Source organism: Yersinia similis (assembly GCF_001053095.1).
GTDB lineage: Bacteria > Pseudomonadota > Gammaproteobacteria > Enterobacterales > Enterobacteriaceae > Yersinia > Yersinia similis.
In genome coordinates this window covers 25715-42854 of the sequence record NZ_CGBP01000017.1, presented here as the reverse complement: position 1 = coordinate 42854, position 17140 = coordinate 25715, and the positions used below count along the sequence as shown (strand labels likewise).

Here is a 17140-nt window from a genome sequence, read left to right as displayed (position 1 = left end):
GTATTAAGCATTTTTTATCGATGGTGTTTTATATTTAGCCAAATATTGTGGTTGGAAAATACACATACGGATAACAGTACGGTATTCACCATTGATAAAGAACTCTTGCTTCAATTCGCCTTCGATTTCAAAGCCTAATTTGCTGTAGATATGAATGGCTTTCTCATTTTCTTTATCCACAATCAGATAAAGTTTGTACAAATTCAGTACCGAAAAACCATACTCCATCGCTAATTTAGCCGCGGCACCGGCGTAGCCTCTACCTTGATGGGTTGGATCGATAATGATCTGAAATTCAGCGCGGCGGTGAATATGATTAATCTCAACTAATTCGACCAGGCCAATTTTTGTTCCCTGACTTTCAATAATAAAGCGGCGCTCACTTTGGTCATGGATATGTTTATCATACAGATCACACAACTCAACAAAGGCTTCATAAGGTTCTTCAAACCAATAGCGCATAATGCTGGCATTATTATCTAACTGATGAACAAACGGCAGATCTTCCCGTTCCAGTGGGCGCAATCTGACGCTGCTAGTGGTAGACATGTTGACTCCTCAGTGGCGGCAGCAATCGCTGTCGCCAGAATTATAACCTCAGCGCCAGTTTTGGGCGATTATATACAGGCAAAAACGCGAATATTAGATCGACATCACTTTTAATTAATGAGCATCCCCAACGTTATTGGAGAGTTGTAGGCAGCTGGTCACTGAGAGACAAATTAGTCGGGAAGCCGTTTGAACAGTATTTATGCTGCTTCAAGTACGAAGGGAAGGTTATTCGGCAGCATAACCCTGCAACGGCAAACGCTCCCCATCCAGCCAGGCCGCGTTGTCGTGCATTGCCAGGCGGCCATCGGTAAACCAACTGACAACCAATGGGTAAATGCTGTGCTCTTGGGTTTGCACCCGCTCCACCACATCTTCTTCGCTGTCATCGCTGAAAATCGGCACTTTGGCTTGCAGGATCACCGGGCCGCCATCCAACTCTTCGGTAACAAAATGCACAGAAGTACCATGCTCTTGATCACCGTTTTCGAGTGCCTGGCGGTGGGTATGCAGCCCTGGATATTTGGGCAACAGTGAGGGGTGAATATTCAACATTCGGCCAGCGTAGTGTTTAACAAACTCTGGACTGAGAATGCGCATATAACCTGCGAGGACCAATAAATCAGGTTGATATTGGTCGATGGCCTGTGCCAAAGCCAGATCAAAACTGGCGCGGTCAGTAAAGGCCTTGGCATCCAGTGCATGATGAGGGATCCCCGCGGATTCAGCACGTTTCAAACCATAAGCTGCAGGATTATTGCTGAATACAGCGCAGATCTTGCCAGAGATACGCCCTTGCTGCTGGGCATCGATGAGTGCTTGTAAATTACTTCCCTGGCCTGAAACTAATACGACAATTTTTTTCATATACCCTTCGTACTTGAAGCTGCAGGGGTGTTAGCTACGTTCACTTACCCGAATTACTTACCCGGATCATCGATAAGCCTCGCAGAGGCGAGGCCCACTTGCCGAACAACCCGATTAATCAGCAATATTACGGATTAATGATAACCTGCTCAGCACCCTCAGTTGCCGCAGCAATCACACCTATTTTCCAGGCTTTTTCGCCTGAGGCTGTCAACAGCTCAACCGCTTTATCGGCCAGTTCTGCAGGCAACACAACAACCATACCGACGCCACAGTTAAAGGTGCGATACATCTCGTGGCGGCTGACATTGCCAGCTTGTTGCAGCCAACTGAATACTGCTGGCCACTGCCAACTGGCTTCGTCGATAACGGCTTGCATGCCTTGCGGTAACACGCGCGGGATATTTTCCCAGAAGCCACCACCGGTCAGATGAGCAATGGCGTGGATATCTAATTGTTCAATCAGGCTGAGGATTGATTTCACATAGATTTTGGTCGGTTCTAGCAAATGATCGGCCAGAGATTTGCCTTCCAACGAGGTCTGTTCTGGATTGGTGTTACTGACTTCCAGAATTTTGCGGACTAATGAATAACCGTTGGAGTGTGGGCCGCTAGCGCCTAAGGCGACCAATACATCACCGGGTGTCACTTTACTGCCATCGATGATTTCAGATTTCTCTACGACACCCACACAGAAGCCAGCAACGTCATAATCATCGCCGTGGTACATGCCCGGCATTTCTGCGGTTTCACCGCCAACCAACGCACAACCCGATTGTTTACAGCCTTCGGCAATCCCGGTAATCACACTGGCTGCAGTATCCACATCCAGCTTACCGGTTGCAAAGTAGTCGAGGAAGAACAGCGGCTCTGCGCCCTGGACCACCAGATCGTTGACACACATCGCGACTAAATCGATACCGATAGTATCGTGACGTTTCAGGTCCATCGCCAGACGCAACTTGGTACCGACGCCATCCGTACCCGAAACCAGAATAGGTTCACGGTATTTTTGCGGCAACGCGCACAGGGCACCGAACCCTCCTAATCCGCCCATGACTTCTGGTCGACGGGTTTGTTTAACCACACCTTTTATGCGATCAACAAGGTCATTGCCGGCATCAATATCTACACCTGCGTCTTTATAACTGAGAGAGGTTTTGTTGGTCACTGCGAGGTCCCCACGGCGGTTGTCTGTTTGAGCTTATACCCGTAATACGTCAAGCTACATGTGCATTGGCTATGTGTAATCACCCGAATCACTTACTGGTTGTTGATCTTAAAATAAGTTGTTGACCTTAAAATAAGTCGTTGACCTTAAAATAAATAGACTCATCGGGATTATATTGCTTGCCGCCTTCCCGCAACTCGAATTATTTAGGGTGCAGGAAGAAAACGCGACAATTCTAACAGCGCAGGCAAACGTTTGCGAGTGGCTTGTGATATCACCCTGATTTTTAGCATTCTTGGCGTACAATTGATTCTCTATTGATCTGAATCAGGCTATTCATTATGGCGTTCAAAAAGAAAGGCGGTATAATCTCGCGATTTTTTTGGCCGTCGACCGCCTAACCAGGAGAAAAATAATGAAGATCGTTGAGGTGAAGCACCCGCTAGTAAAACATAAACTTGGTTTGATGCGTGAGAATGATATCAGCACAAAACGTTTTCGCGAATTGGCTTCCGAGGTGGGGAGTTTGCTGACTTACGTAGCAACCGCAGATCTGGAAACTGAAACAGTGACCATCGAAGGTTGGAATGGGCCGGTTGAAATAGAACAGATTAAAGGTAAGAAAATTACAGTGGTGCCAATTCTGCGTGCTGGTCTGGGGATGATGGAAGGGGTGCTGGAAAATGTACCCAGTGCGCGTATCAGCGTGGTAGGGGTGTATCGCGATGAAGAGACGCTGAAACCGGTACCGTATTTCCAGAAGTTAGTTTCCAATATCAACGAACGCATGGCATTAGTGGTTGACCCAATGTTGGCCACCGGTGGCTCTATGATTGCCACTATCGATTTGCTAAAGAAAGCAGGCTGCCAGAGCATCAAGGTATTGGTGTTGGTTGCGGCACCAGAAGGTATCAAGGCGCTGGAAGAAGCGCATCCGGACGTTGAATTGTACACCGCCTCCATCGATCAGGGTCTGAATGAACACGGTTATATTATCCCTGGCTTGGGTGATGCCGGGGATAAGATTTTCGGAACTAAATAACGATGATAGCCGACGCGAAAGTCGGCTTTTTTTTGAATTTTTTGTATGACCATTTTTATACCCCAAAGTCGTTGGCATCACTGTGGCTAATATTGCGGCAACGCCAAGCCCATAGGGTACATAACGCTAAACAAGACAACGCTAAACAAGACAGCGCTAAACAAGACAACACAATATAACCATGATTAAGAGGATCGAAATAATGAGCCGTCGCACCATTGGTGTTAGCGAGCGCCCACCGCTGCTTCAGACAATTCCCCTGAGTTTTCAACATTTATTCGCTATGTTTGGTGCCACAGTTTTAGTTCCTATTCTGTTTAAAATTAATCCGGCGACTGTGCTGTTGTTCAATGGCATTGGTACTTTGCTCTATTTATTTATCTGTAAGGGCAAAATTCCAGCGTATTTGGGTTCCAGTTTTGCTTTTATCTCACCGGTATTGCTGTTGTTGCCGCTGGGGTATGAAGTTGCGTTAGGCGGTTTTATCATGTGTGGCCTGCTGTTCTGTCTGGTGGCGCTGATTGTAAAAAAAGCGGGGACCGGGTGGTTGGATGTCATCTTCCCACCGGCAGCTATGGGGGCGATTGTCGCGGTTATCGGCCTGGAGTTGGCTGGGGTTGCTGCGGGTATGGCGGGGCTGCTGCCTGCTGAGGGCGTAACGGCAGATTCAACGACCATCACCATTTCACTGGTGACCTTAGGGGTAACCATTCTGGGCTCGGTGCTGTTCCGCGGCTTCTTCGCGATTATCCCTATTTTGATTGGTGTGTTGGTGGGCTATACCTTGTCATTCGTTATGGGGGTGGTTGATCTAACACCGATTCGTGATGCACATTGGTTCGCGTTGCCCACTTTCTATACTCCACGTTTTGAGTGGTTTGCCATTTTAACCATTTTACCTGCGGCGTTAGTGGTGATTGCCGAACATGTTGGGCATTTAGTGGTAACGGCCAATATCGTGAAAAAAGATCTGATCCGCGATCCGGGCCTGCACCGCTCCATGTTTGCCAACGGGATTTCTACGGTGATTTCGGGTTTCTTCGGTTCCACACCCAATACCACTTACGGTGAGAATATCGGTGTTATGGCGATCACCAAGGTTTACAGTACTTGGGTGATTGGCGGCGCTGCTATTCTGGCGATTATGCTGTCCTGTGTGGGTAAACTGGCGGCGGCGATCCAAGCCGTACCGGTACCCGTCATGGGCGGTGTTTCTCTACTGTTGTATGGTGTCATTGGGGCGTCGGGTATTCGTGTACTGATCGAGTCAAAAGTTGACTATAACAAAGCACAAAACCTGATTTTAACCTCGGTTATTCTGATCATCGGGGTGAGCGGTGCGAAAGTGAATATCGGCGCAACAGAATTGAAAGGCATGGCGTTAGCGACCGTGGTCGGTATCGGTCTTAGCCTGTTGTTCAAAGTGATCAGCTTGATTCGCACGGAAGAAGAAATTATTGATGCGCAGGACGAAAAGCCCACGCACTGATTTAAGTCTGTGTTGGCACGATCCCAGTTGTATCAATAATATGCTTGTTGCATAAATAATATCTAGCCGTATAAAAACCAGATAGGGCTGAACTGCGATCGCCAGTTCAGCCCATTTCTCACCAAATTCAGGTTTTTATGTTGTTATAAATTTTTGTGGTAAACTCATCACGTTTTCCCGCCCGTTTTGTTGGTTGAGGTGCTTCTGAATACGCCGGCACAGCTTTCACTGCCACTTTATCTTCCCGATGATGAAACTTTTGCCAGTTTTTATCCAGGGGAGAACCCATCCCTGTTAGCAGCGATCCAATCCGCCGTTCATCAGCCTCATGGCAGTTATATCTATTTCTGGTCGCGAGAAGGCGGTGGACGTAGCCATTTGTTACATGCCGCTTGTGCTGAGCTATCGCAGCAAGGTGAGGCGGTGGGGTATGTTCCGCTGGATAAACGCGCTTACTTCATACCTGAAGTGTTAGAGGGGATGGAGCAATTGGCACTGGTCTGCATTGATAATATTGAGTGTATTGCAGGTGACGAGCAGTGGGAAATGGCGATGTTCAATCTCTATAACCGCATTGTAGAAACGGGCCGTACCCGTTTATTAATCACCGGCGATCGCCCACCGCGTCAACTCAATCTTGGCTTGCCGGATCTGGCCTCGCGTCTGGATTGGGGGCAGATTTATAAATTGCAGCCGCTGTCAGACGATGAAAAATTGCAGGCTTTGCAGTTACGCGCCAAATTACGTGGTTTTGAATTACCAGAAGATGTTGGCCGCTTTTTACTTAAGCGGTTAGACCGAGAAATGCGCACTTTATTTATGACGTTGGATCAACTTGATCGGGCCTCAATTACTGCACAACGTAAACTTACCATCCCATTTGTTAAAGAAATTCTTAGTCTTTAACTATGCCCTTGGTCATTGGTGCTACCGCCCTGTTTGTATCCATTAATACTTGACCCATTAATGTTCGCTACTCGGCCCATATATGGCCTCGCCACTGCGAGGCCACTGCCAGCCGCGTTTAAATCTGCTCCCGGTAATTTTTGCCATTCGTTTGCTACTTAACTGTAACACCAATGACTTTGGGTATAGGTCGCGATCACTTCAATATCTCAAGCACTTGCTCTGGTGGGCGGCCAATGCGGGCTTTTCCCTGAGCAACCACGATAGGGCGTTCAATAAGCTTTGGATTATCCTCCATGGCTTGTAATAACTGATTTTGCGTCAGCCCACTGGCATCCAAGTTCAGTGTCTTGTAGAGATCTTCTTTGGTACGCATTAACTGGCGTGCGTCACTGAAGCCCAGTTGCTGCAGCAATTCCTTTAACTTTTCCACTGAGGGCGGGGTATCTAAATACAGCACGACCTGCGGTGTAATACCTTGCTGCTCTACCAATGCGAGTGTTTCCCGGCTCTTGGAGCAGCGTGGATTGTGATAAATAGTGACATCTTTCATGATAACTTTCCTTGCTGTGATCCTCTTAGCTAGCCTGCTGTTTATCAACAGGCTAGGTGCTATTTGCCAATAGACCGCTTGCCAAGCAATATTGCCCCGATCAGGACTTCTGATATTTACGAAAACGCTCGTTTAACTGCCGTAACTGGTCAATACGAGCATCATAACGGGCTTGTTCCAGGCTGCCTAACTTCACCCGCGCACTGGCATCGCTGAGTAAGCCAATGGCCTGTGTCAACTTGCCGCTCAACGCCAGACTCTCCGCCCGCGCCGCCAGTTCTTGATCGCGTAAACCTTGTGTGGCCGTTGCTTGTGCTAATAGATCCCAGCCATTCGGGTCATTCGGATAGGCAAAAGTATAACGATGTAGCAGTTTGATGGCTGCTGCCGGTTGCCCCCCCTGAACATAGGCGTTAGCCAGATTCAGTTGCAGTACCGGCTCATCATTCTGTTTTACCATCGCATTTTGTAAACGTGCGATGGCGGCAGCTGATTTATTCTGCCCCAGATCGATATCCGTCATGAGATCGAGGAACCAAATATTGCCGGGTTGCTGCGTCAGTAGAGGTTGTAGCAAGTTACGGGCTTCATCATATTTTTTTGCCTGATAAAGCTGGACTGCCTGACCGTATTTTGCCGCCAGTTGCTCACGTACCGTGCCTTTACTTAACTTATCCAGCAACTCAGGGGTCAGGCTATTTTCATCCGCGCCGTACATACCCAAAATACGCATTTTGGCAAAGAGATAATCTTGCGATGAGGCGATAGGGTGCGGTTTCATCTGATTTGCGCGGTTACGGGCATCAGATAAACGGCTGTCTGGTAAGGGGTGAGTCAATAACATTTCGGGTGGTTTAGAGACATATCGTGACTGATCGGCTAGTTTTTGCAGAAAATTAGGCATGGCTTGCGGATCAAACCCAGAACGTTGTAATACCTGAATACCAATTCGGTCAGCTTCTTGCTCATTGCCTTGAGTAAAACTGATAATGCCCTGCTGAGCGCCAGCCAATGTTCCACTTAACCCTGCCATGCCTGCTTGTGGGCTGGCCATTGTCAGCAGAATTGATCCTAACACTCCCACCCAGGTTAGTGGGGCGAGCCGTTGTTGTTCTTCCATCGCTCTGGCTAAATGGCGCTGAGTGACGTGAGAAATCTCATGGGCTAATACGGATGCCAACTCGCTTTCGTTATCGGTATAACGGAATAGCGCAGAGTGAAGCACCACGTTACCGCCAAAAAAGGCGAAGGCATTAATCTGATCGTTATTCACCAGATAGAAATGGAATGGGGTGCGCACTGAGTTAGCGTTGGCAACCAACCTGTTACCCAGTGTATTGATGTACTGTGTCAATAGGGGGTCATAAATCAACGGTGCGCTGGCACGCATTTGGCGGACATAAAAGTCCCCCATTGCCATTTCCTGATCAATACTGAGAGTGGCACCTGCCGAGGTACCTATATCGGGTAGTAGGTCTTGGGTTTCAGCTCCAGCAGATATTGGCCCGGTGAGCAGCAAGCTACTGAGTAGTGTGGTGATCACTGTCTTACTTAACCGACTTGTCATAAACGAGACTGCCCCTGCTATTGTAATGACAATTAGACTCCGTAATGTGTAAGAGTTCTTCTTCCTTGCGCAGCTCTCCAGTACAATCATCACGAAAGCGAGTTAGATCACAAAAATATGTTCAAATACGTCAAAGGCTAAGCTCATCATCCGTTGTTGAGGCTCACCACTATCTTAGCCAGCCTTTAGTTATAAAGAAATAATTATAAAGGAATGGTGATTAAGGGCGCTGATGGTAACACCTTACCTTCGGGTTCTGCCCCTGCTTGCCGGGGGGTTAAAGGGATCCGCCAATTTGTGGATTTCTCATCGTATTTAAGGAGCCATTTCGGATGCTAGAGCTGTTGTTACAATGGTATCGCCGTCGTTTTACTGATCCGCAGGTCATTACGTTACTGGTTATCTTACTGGCGGGTTTCTGTATTCTCTACTTCTTCAGCGGTATTTTAGCGCCTTTGCTAGCTGCTATTGTTCTGGCTTATTTATTAGAGTGGCCAACTGCCCGCTTGCAGCGTATTGGTTGTTCACGATCCTGGGCGGCCAGTATCGTCTTTGTGATATTTGTTAGTATCATGCTGTTAGCGGTATTTGTCGTGGCACCAACGGCTTGGCAGCAAGGGATTAATCTGGCGTCAGATATGCCAAAGATGATCAATAAATTCAATGATTTTGCTCATACATTACCGGCTCGTTATCCGGCACTGGTCGATGCTGGTATTGTCGATATGATGGCAGAAAATCTACGCAGTAAAATGTCGGGTCTCGGCGACTCCGTGGTTAAATTTTCCCTGGCCTCTTTGATTGGCTTGCTGACATTGGCTATTTATCTGATTTTGGTCCCATTGATGCTGTTCTTCTTACTAAAAGATAAAGAACAGATGCTCAATGCGGTGCGCCGTGTTTTGCCGCGTAACCGTGGTTTGGCCGGGCAGGTATGGGTGGAGATGAACCAACAGATTACTAACTATATTCGTGGCAAAGTGCTGGAAATGGTGATTGTGGGCATTGCCACTTATCTAGTGTTCTTTATCATGGGGATGAATTACGCCCTACTATTGGCGGTACTGGTGGGGTTCTCGGTGCTGATTCCTTATATTGGTGCAGTGATTGTCACCATCCCTGTGGTGTTGGTCGCATTGTTCCAATGGGGTATAGGGGCTGATTTTTGGACGCTTTTTGTTGCCTATTTAGTGGTGCAAGGGCTGGATGGCAACTTGTTGGTCCCCGTGCTGTTCTCTGAAGCCGTTAATCTGCATCCGCTAGTGATTATTCTGTCAGTGATCATTTTTGGCGGTATGTGGGGTTTCTGGGGCGTATTTTTTGCTATTCCGCTGGCAACGTTGGTCAAAGCGGTTATCCATGCCTGGCCAGAAGAATTCATTCCTGACGCGGATTAGTAAATACGTTGATAACAAAGTCCTGGCTTCTTGGTCGGGACTTTGAACTCATAGAAACAGGCTAAAAAAAATCTGCTCTGCAACAATATCAACTCTGCAACAATATCAACTCGAAATGGTCACCCTTGAAGAGCTGTCGCCGTAACATCATCTGGTTCACAAGGTCGATGCTGCCATCTATTTCGAGGTTATCCGCGATGAAGTCGCCCACCTTTACTGGCCAATGAACATCCAACGTTAGTGGTACACCGCAAACCGTCATTAATCCACAATATTTGGAGCCAGATGGCGGGAACCGACGAATAAATACTGAGTTGACCGGTATGTCAGTATTTAAGCGACTGATTGTGAGCGCCGGTACCGAAGAGATTACCTTGCTCTTCAGGGATAATTCATGGCATCTGGTGGTGTTTAATTTTTGAGAAGCAGATGGCTTTAATACTCAAAGAACGCAGAGGGAAATAAGTCACTAAAACGTAGACTTGTATTGAACGGGCCGTAAATTTGGGTTAAGTCGGAATTACTGTATGATACCTGTCAACACATAACTACCGATCACTATCATAGGGCATATTTTTAAGCAAAAAGGGATATCAGGGATGAGTAAACGTGAAGATATTTTAGATACATCCAGATTTGGTTCAGAAAACGGTATCCGAAAAGGACTTATTTATTCAGAAATTTTGGGCTGGATTGATATGGGGCATGCACGTGGTGATGATATTCGTGCGCTTATGACCCGGTTTTCCATTGGTGAATCAAGTGGTAAAGCCTATTACCAGGTGCGTTATGAACAAACGATGGGGTTAAGCCGGTTTGCTACCGGACGTTTTAACGTCTGGCAGGTAAAGAAAGGCAGAACACTCACTGAAAGACGGGGTATAGCTTTGGCTATGATGATGAGCACTGCTGTTGCATTTGAAAACTGGCAATCAATGTCTTTTTTCAGTTGGTATACTGACAGTGGGTTCAGTGGTGAAGATCTTATCTCTGATTTATTTGGCTTCTACAGGGCTAATTTTCCCCGAACATATTGGGGGGAGCTAAAGATTGTTAGTAAGGCGTCAGCGCTCCGCCGATGGGATCACTATGGATCTATTGGGCGTTATAAGAATACTGGTTTTTTACCTCTTTTATTTCCTGATCCTGCGGAGAAATTCATCTGTCCCAAACCCTATAAAGGACAACTTCCCCGATTTATGATGCAGGTTACACCCTATAAATGTCATCCAAATGATGACACTGTTATTCGCACCAGTAAGAAAGCTGGAATCATCACTCAATTGAGTAATTAGATAATGAAGATTTTGAAAAGACTCATTTTTATTTGTCTGGTCATTATTATTATTTTTTTTCTTATCGATTGCAGTATGCAAAAGGTGGCAGAGGGGAGAGACGGGTATACAAGGTCAAATATCTGGGCATATTATCTGTATACAGACAAAGATATTAGGTCTGCCCCAAGGGCAGCTGAATCTTATTATTTTATATTTACAGCTCAGGACGGGAGTCAGCCAAGAGAAAGTAGTATTGTCTATAGGGATGATGTTCGTTTATCTGACGTTAAAAATCATCTCACTACCTTAGGATACAGGGTATCAGATCATGATGGGCTATCTGAAAAGTGGATTAAAAAAGATGAAGTTATTCCTTATTTCTATATATCAATCGATAAGTACACACATACCGTGACTCTAAGTAAAGTCAGTTTGAGGTGATTTTTACAGAGTCAGATTTTTCATATCAGCTGATTGATAAATAATATAATGCTGTCATCGATATGATGAACAGTAATAAAATTTCATTTTGACCGCTGTATGGTGCTGCTACATATCTCAGAAGAAAACGCGGATAAAATAATTTCAGCGCTGAATTTGTCCTTCCCTGATAATGAATCTGAGTTTAGTCGATAAAATAATTAATTTTTAATTTCTGCCACTGGCACTTTGTCAATAACCTCAAGAGCGCCAGAGCGCTCTTGAGGTTAATTTTTTGACCAATAAATAGCCAGGAAACCTTAGGCATTTTGGCGTAAGTAGTCCATCACGATATCGTGATGATTATTAGTCTTAAAATTATCAAACACATGTTCCACTTTACCGTTAGCATCAATTAAGAAGCTGATACGGTGGATGCCATCATAGGTTTTACCCATAAAGCTCTTTTCGCCCCAAACGCCAAATTGTTCCGCAACTTCATGATGTTCATCAGATAGAAGCGTGAAATTTAAGAGTTCTTTTTCAGCGAAACGAGACAGTTTTTCGGGTTTATCGGTGCTGATACCCAGCACTTCCACTCCCGCGCTTTTCAGTTCATCCATATTATCGCGCAAACCACAGGCCTGAACGGTACAACCAGGTGTCATGGCTTTGGGATAAAAATAAACCAATACACGCTGTCCCTGGAAGTCGGCCAAACTAATTTGCTCGCCATCTTGATCGGGTAAACTAAATTTCGGCGCTATATCACCGGCTTTCAATGGGCTCATCACTAACTCTCCATTCGGTCATCATGCTGTGGATAGCTCACTACGCTAATACTGCCCTGCGCATTGAGTTCTGTACAGAGTTGATAAAAATCATGTTCAATTACCGAGCTGTTTTGGCTGGCGGGACTGTGTGCACTCATCTGTATATGCAGCAATGGCGGTGTCTCGCCGTCAGCCGGCTGAGTTTTGGAGACTAACTCCGCGATATTCATATTGTGGCAATGGAACAGGTTGGTAAACCGTTCAATAATGTGGGGGGAGTCATTCACTTCAACTTTTACCCAGACAGTGGTTGGCATGGCTTTCTGCCCCTGAGCATTGGTTCGCTTCATGACAATCAGCAAATCAAGCTCTGCGCCTTTTTGCGGCAGGGTCGATTCCAGTAGGGTAATGGCGTTCCAACTGCCTGACAGCAGCATAATAAATGTGAACTCCTCACCGAACATAGCCAGCCGGCTATCTTCAATATTACAACCGCAGCTACTGACATGGCGGGTGATGGTATTGACGATCCCTGGGCGGTCAGCACCGAGTGCGGTAATGACCAGATAATGTTCATCAAGCTGCGGCAAAATCACTCTTCCTGTCATGCTCTTTGGGGTTACCATGGTAAACATAAAAAAAACCTGCTGCCAAGCGCTTACAACACAGTTGTTTACTTGCTTTTGGATAGAGGTCAAAAGTACCATGAGGAACTTGTTTGAGGAGGTGATAGCCAATGTTTACGGGAAGCCCAATGTTTACAGGCAGCATAGTTGCGCTAATAACGCCAATGGACGACAACGGTGATGTTGATCGTGCAAGCCTGAAGAGTCTGATTGATTACCACGTGGCCAGTGGTACTGCGGCGATTGTCTCTGTGGGGACGACGGGTGAGTCAGCAACATTGAATCATGATGAGCATGTCGATGTGGTCATGCAGACACTCGAACTGGCTGATGGTCGGATCCCAGTGATTGCCGGAACGGGGGCCAATTCCACCTCCGAAGCAATTTCTCTCACTCAGCGGTTTAACGATACCGGTGTTGTGGGCTGCTTAACGGTGACGCCATATTATAACCGGCCAATGCAGGAAGGGTTATATCAACATTTTAAAGCGATCGCTGAAAGTACCGATTTGCCACAAATTCTTTATAATGTGCCTTCGCGTACGGGTTGCGATATGTTGCCGCCAACCATTGCTCGCTTAGCGAAAATTAAAAATATTGTTGCTGTTAAAGAAGCAACAGGGAACTTAAGTCGGGTTAGTCAGATCCAAGTGCTGGTTGATGATGAAGATTTCATCCTGCTCAGTGGTGATGATGCGAGTGGACTGGACTTTATGCAACTGGGTGGTAAAGGTGTTATTTCTGTGACGGCAAATATCGCCGCCCGTGAAATGGTTGAACTGTGCGCATTAGCGGCACAGGGCAATTTCGCCGAAGGTCGCCGTTTGAATCAGCGCTTGATGCCGTTGCATCAGCATTTATTTGTAGAAGCAAACCCAATTCCGGTTAAATGGGCCGCGAAGAGGCTGGGATTAATGGCGAATGATACTATGCGCCTGCCAATGACCCCACTGACTGATCCGGCCAAACGGATTGTGGAAGACGCGTTGAAAAGCGCAGGTTTGCTGTAACTTCTTAGGGAAATTTGATGGCAATATCATTGCAAAAATCGACGGTGGTAAAAGTTGTAGGTGTTTCGCTGGTAATGTTACTGGCCGCCTGCTCGACTGACCAACGCTACAAACGCCAGGTGAGTGGTGACGAGTCTTATCTTACAGCGCCAGGGCTAAAACCACTCAATGCTCCATCAGGTATGATCCTGCCGGTGCAAAATGGTGAGTTTGATGTCCGTACCGTCAATTCGCAAGGCGCTGTGGGCAAACAGTTGGATATTCGTCCACCGGTACAACCACTGACATTGTTAAGTGGCTCCCGCGCCGAAAATGCGACCGATACCAGCAAGCTATTGTTAGAGAATAGCCCGCAAAACCGCGATCTGTGGGTCCAGATTACTCGTGTTCTGCAAGATCATAACTGGCCGATAGCCAGCCGTCAGGATGCCAGCCAAACGCTGACTACTGATTGGATCAAATGGAATCGGGCAGATGAAGATGTACAGTTCGAAGGCCGTTACCAGATAAGTGTGCAGGAACAAGGCTATCAGTTGGCGTTAGTGGTGAAATCCCTTGAGTTACAACAAGGGGGGAAAACCGTCACTCAGTATAGCGAGATCCAGCGCTATAACAGCGCAATGCTGAATGCTATTATCGAAGGTTTGGATAAAGTGCGTACTGATAGCGAGAGTAGTCAGGCCTCCCGTAAAGTCGGTACGCTGGATGTACAAAGCGGCAGTGACGATACTGGCTTGCCTCTGCTGATTGTCCGTGCCCCTTATGCGGTTGTCTGGGAACGTCTGCCTGCTGCGCTTGAGAAAGTTGGCATGAAAGTGACTGACCGCAGCCGTCCGCAAGGTACTGTCAGCGTTACCAGTAAATCAATGAGTAGCAGTAGCTGGGACGCGCTGGGTGCCAAAGATCCTGAATTGCCAGAAGGCGATTATAAGCTACAAGTCGGTGACCTTGATAACCGCAGTAGCTTACAGTTCCTCGGTCCGAAAGGGCGTACCTTAACCCAGGCGCAGAATGATGCGTTGGTGGCGGTATTCCAGGCGGCGTTTAGCCAGACTAGCGCAACCGCGATAAAATAAAACTAAAGGGGCTTCGGCCCCTTTAGTTATTTCATGACGACTAAAATGGTCACATCACTGGAGTAATAAGATGCAAAAGCTAGCTGAGTTGTATCGTGGGAAGGCGAAAACCGTCTATACCACCGAAAATCCTGACCTACTGGTATTGGAGTTCCGTAACGATACGTCAGCACTGGATGGTCAGCGCATTGAGCAGTTCGATCGTAAAGGCATGGTCAATAATAGATTTAACCATTTCATTATGGCGAAATTGGAAGAGGCGGGTATTCCTACCCAAATGGAACGCCTACTGTCAGATACCGAAGTGCTGGTGAAAAAACTGGAGATGATCCCGGTTGAGTGCGTTATTCGTAACCGTGCTGCAGGTTCTTTAGTCAAGCGCCTGGGGATTGAAGAAGGTTTGTCACTGAATCCACCGTTGTTTGACCTCTTTTTGAAAAATGACGCAATGCATGACCCGATGGTTAATGAGTCCTACTGTAAAACCTTTGGTTGGGCGACAGAAGCGCAATTGGCTCGAATGAAAGAACTGAGCTATTTGGCGAATGATGTGTTGAGCAAGTTGTTTGATGATGCCGGTTTAATTTTGGTGGATTTCAAACTTGAGTTCGGTCTGTTTAACGGTGAAGTGGTATTAGGGGATGAGTTCTCTCCTGATGGTAGCCGTCTGTGGGACAAGAAAACCCTGAACAAGATGGATAAAGACCGTTATCGTCAGAGCCTGGGCGGCTTGATTGAAGCCTACGAAGAAGTTGCGCACCGTATCGGCGTAAAATTAGACTAACTGCGCAATCGATTACGCTCCTCTGTCGTGAGCGTTATCGGGGGAGGTGGCCTCTATCTCCCCCCAACTCTTTATCCTTTGACTCTGCAGTGTCACCTGTATTCAGTCTATATTTGAATGAAATCCCACCAGTTATATCAATCACCGCTATTTTTAATGGTATTCGATCTATCGATTTCCTACGATACGCGTAGAAAATCTGTCTGGGAGTCGTGCTATGCGTTGGCAAGGTCGTCGTGAAAGTAACAATGTGGAAGATCGTCGCGGGAATGCTTCCGGCGGTGGCGGTGGGTTCCGGCCTCCAATAAGGGGCAAGGGAGGGATCGCTATTCTGATTATTGTATTGGTCGCGGGCTACTACGGCGTTGATCTGACGCCGTTATTGAATGGCAGTGATTCGATGTCACAAACCCAGACGCAGCCCCGTTCTCCTAAAGCTTTCAGTATGCAAGATGACCAATATGCTAAATTCACCTCGGTCATCCTGGCCGATACTGAAGATACCTGGAAACCTATCTTCCAGAAGATGGGTCGGACTTATCAGGATCCAAAACTGGTCATGTACCGTGGTGCAACCCGGACCGGTTGTGGCACAGGTCAGTCAGTAATGGGGCCGTTTTATTGCCCGGCAGATGGCACCATCTATATCGATCTCTCTTTCTATGAAGATATGAAGAATAAGTTAGGTGCGGGCGGTGATTTTGCTCAGGCGTATGTTATTGCTCATGAAGTCGGCCATCACGTACAACATCTAATGGGCATTGATGCTAAGGTTCGTCAGCAACAGCAGGGCGTTTCTCAGGCGGAAGGTAATCGCTTATCGGTAAAAATGGAGCTGCAAGCCGACTGTTTTGCCGGGGTTTGGGGCAAAGCGATGGAAGAGCAACAGGTGTTGGAAGTGGGGGATTTACAAGAAGCGCTCAACGCGGCACAGGCCATTGGCGATGACCGGCTGCAACAGCAAAGCCAAGGGCGTGTCGTACCGGATAGCTTTACCCACGGTACCTCTCAGCAACGTTATACTTGGTTTAAACGTGGGTTTGACAGTGGTGATCCTAATAGCTGTAATACGTTTGCCAGCCGTTAGGCTAGATTGATCCGTTAATCGATAATCATAAGACCTATTCTTCTCTGATTGGCACGCTTGTGCCGACATTGATTGCAATACAGGGATAAAGTAATGGCCGCTCTTGATCCAACGTTATTGATCCTTTTGGCGCTGGCCGCGCTTGGGATCATCAGCCATAACATGACAGTGACATTGGCAATTCTAATATTGATCGCTATTCGTATTACGCCACTGAACTCATTTTTCCCGTGGGTGGAAAAATATGGGTTAACCATCGGTGTCTTGATTTTAACTATCGGCGTAATGGCACCAATTGCCAGTGGCAAAATCAGCGCCAGCGAGGTATTGCACTCATTTGTTCAGTGGAAATCTATCTTAGCCATTGTTGTGGGGGTGGCGGTATCGTGGCTCGGCGGACGAGGTGTCTTATTGATGACACACCAACCGTCGGTGGTTGCGGGGCTGCTGGTCGGGACGGTGTTAGGGGTTGCCTTGTTCAAAGGCGTCCCTGTTGGGCCATTGATTGCCGCCGGTTTGCTCTCACTGGTCATAGGCAAGTCGTAA

The 17140-nt window shown here is 47.0% G+C and carries 18 protein-coding genes; 11 read left to right on the top strand and 7 right to left on the bottom strand.

What is annotated here, in order from left to right; translation table 11 throughout:
• Window positions 1-3: 3 nt before the first annotated feature.
• The 3 genes from speG to purM form a co-directional block, all read right to left on the bottom strand.
• Complete coding sequence (gene speG, locus AC971_RS13435) at window positions 4-549, bottom strand: spermidine N1-acetyltransferase (RefSeq protein ID WP_048677689.1); 546 nt, start codon at window positions 547-549, stop codon at window positions 4-6.
• A 228-nt stretch (window positions 550-777) separates the two neighbouring features.
• Window positions 778-1416 carry a phosphoribosylglycinamide formyltransferase gene (gene purN / locus AC971_RS13430; protein ID WP_025384487.1) on the bottom strand — a complete coding sequence of 213 codons (639 nt, stop codon included), beginning with the start codon at window positions 1414-1416 and terminating at the stop codon, window positions 778-780.
• A gap of 127 nt (window positions 1417-1543) precedes the next feature.
• Window positions 1544-2587 carry a phosphoribosylformylglycinamidine cyclo-ligase gene (purM, locus tag AC971_RS13425; protein WP_025384486.1) on the bottom strand — a complete coding sequence of 348 codons (1044 nt, stop codon included), beginning with the start codon at window positions 2585-2587 and terminating at the stop codon, window positions 1544-1546.
• A gap of 415 nt (window positions 2588-3002) precedes the next feature.
• On the opposite strand from purM, the gene upp reads away from it, so the two are divergent.
• The 3 genes from upp (at window position 3003) to hda (ending at window position 6024) form a co-directional block, all read left to right on the top strand.
• Window positions 3003-3629, top strand: coding sequence for a uracil phosphoribosyltransferase (gene upp, locus AC971_RS13420; protein ID WP_002209776.1), 627 nt, complete (start codon window positions 3003-3005; stop codon window positions 3627-3629).
• A 202-nt stretch (window positions 3630-3831) separates the two neighbouring features.
• Window positions 3832-5118: a uracil permease gene (gene uraA, locus AC971_RS13415; RefSeq protein ID WP_025384485.1), complete on the top strand. Its 1287-nt coding sequence runs from the start codon at window positions 3832-3834 to the stop codon at window positions 5116-5118.
• A gap of 198 nt (window positions 5119-5316) precedes the next feature.
• Entirely contained in the window at window positions 5317-6024 is a 708-nt protein-coding gene (gene hda / locus AC971_RS13410; protein WP_002228401.1) for a DnaA inactivator Hda, read from the top strand.
• A 196-nt stretch (window positions 6025-6220) separates the two neighbouring features.
• Here hda and arsC read toward each other — a convergent pair whose 3' ends face one another.
• A complete protein-coding gene (arsC, locus tag AC971_RS13405; protein ID WP_025384484.1) occupies window positions 6221-6577 on the bottom strand; it encodes an arsenate reductase (glutaredoxin) in 357 nt (118 codons plus the stop codon).
• Between the two features lie 100 nt (window positions 6578-6677).
• Window positions 6678-8144, bottom strand: coding sequence for a beta-barrel assembly-enhancing protease (gene bepA / locus AC971_RS13400; protein ID WP_025384483.1), 1467 nt, complete (start codon window positions 8142-8144; stop codon window positions 6678-6680).
• A gap of 332 nt (window positions 8145-8476) precedes the next feature.
• Here bepA and AC971_RS13395 point away from each other — a divergent pair, with 332 nt between their 5' ends.
• From AC971_RS13395 to AC971_RS25640, 3 genes are all read left to right on the top strand, one after another.
• The gene (locus AC971_RS13395) at window positions 8477-9541 is read left to right on the top strand and encodes an AI-2E family transporter (protein ID WP_025384482.1); all 1065 of its coding nucleotides are present in this window, start codon (window positions 8477-8479) and stop codon (window positions 9539-9541) included.
• A 599-nt stretch (window positions 9542-10140) separates the two neighbouring features.
• A complete protein-coding gene (locus AC971_RS13390) occupies window positions 10141-10836 on the top strand; it encodes a hypothetical protein (RefSeq protein WP_025384481.1) in 696 nt (231 codons plus the stop codon).
• 3 nt (window positions 10837-10839) lie between these two features.
• Entirely contained in the window at window positions 10840-11259 is a 420-nt protein-coding gene (locus AC971_RS25640) for a hypothetical protein (protein ID WP_025384480.1), read from the top strand.
• 299 nt (window positions 11260-11558) lie between these two features.
• On the opposite strand, the gene bcp is transcribed toward AC971_RS25640, so the two are convergent.
• Window positions 11559-12029 carry a thioredoxin-dependent thiol peroxidase gene (gene bcp / locus AC971_RS13380; protein ID WP_025384479.1) on the bottom strand — a complete coding sequence of 157 codons (471 nt, stop codon included), beginning with the start codon at window positions 12027-12029 and terminating at the stop codon, window positions 11559-11561.
• Between the two features lie 2 nt (window positions 12030-12031).
• Window positions 12032-12601, bottom strand: coding sequence for a glycine cleavage system transcriptional repressor (locus tag AC971_RS13375; RefSeq protein WP_025384478.1), 570 nt, complete (start codon window positions 12599-12601; stop codon window positions 12032-12034).
• 164 nt (window positions 12602-12765) lie between these two features.
• On the opposite strand from AC971_RS13375, the gene dapA reads away from it, so the two are divergent.
• The 5 genes from dapA (at window position 12766) to AC971_RS13350 (ending at window position 17140) form a co-directional block, all read left to right on the top strand.
• Window positions 12766-13647 (top strand): 4-hydroxy-tetrahydrodipicolinate synthase, encoded by an 882-nt coding sequence (dapA, locus tag AC971_RS13370; protein WP_002227834.1) that lies wholly within the window; start codon window positions 12766-12768, stop codon window positions 13645-13647.
• A 17-nt stretch (window positions 13648-13664) separates the two neighbouring features.
• Window positions 13665-14723 carry an outer membrane protein assembly factor BamC gene (gene bamC / locus AC971_RS13365; protein ID WP_025384477.1) on the top strand — a complete coding sequence of 353 codons (1059 nt, stop codon included), beginning with the start codon at window positions 13665-13667 and terminating at the stop codon, window positions 14721-14723.
• 70 nt (window positions 14724-14793) lie between these two features.
• Entirely contained in the window at window positions 14794-15507 is a 714-nt protein-coding gene (gene purC / locus AC971_RS13360) for a phosphoribosylaminoimidazolesuccinocarboxamide synthase (protein WP_025384476.1), read from the top strand.
• A 217-nt stretch (window positions 15508-15724) separates the two neighbouring features.
• Complete coding sequence (ypfJ, locus tag AC971_RS13355) at window positions 15725-16594, top strand: KPN_02809 family neutral zinc metallopeptidase (protein ID WP_025384475.1); 870 nt, start codon at window positions 15725-15727, stop codon at window positions 16592-16594.
• Between the two features lie 93 nt (window positions 16595-16687).
• Window positions 16688-17140 carry a DUF441 domain-containing protein gene (locus tag AC971_RS13350; protein ID WP_025384474.1) on the top strand — a complete coding sequence of 151 codons (453 nt, stop codon included), beginning with the start codon at window positions 16688-16690 and terminating at the stop codon, window positions 17138-17140.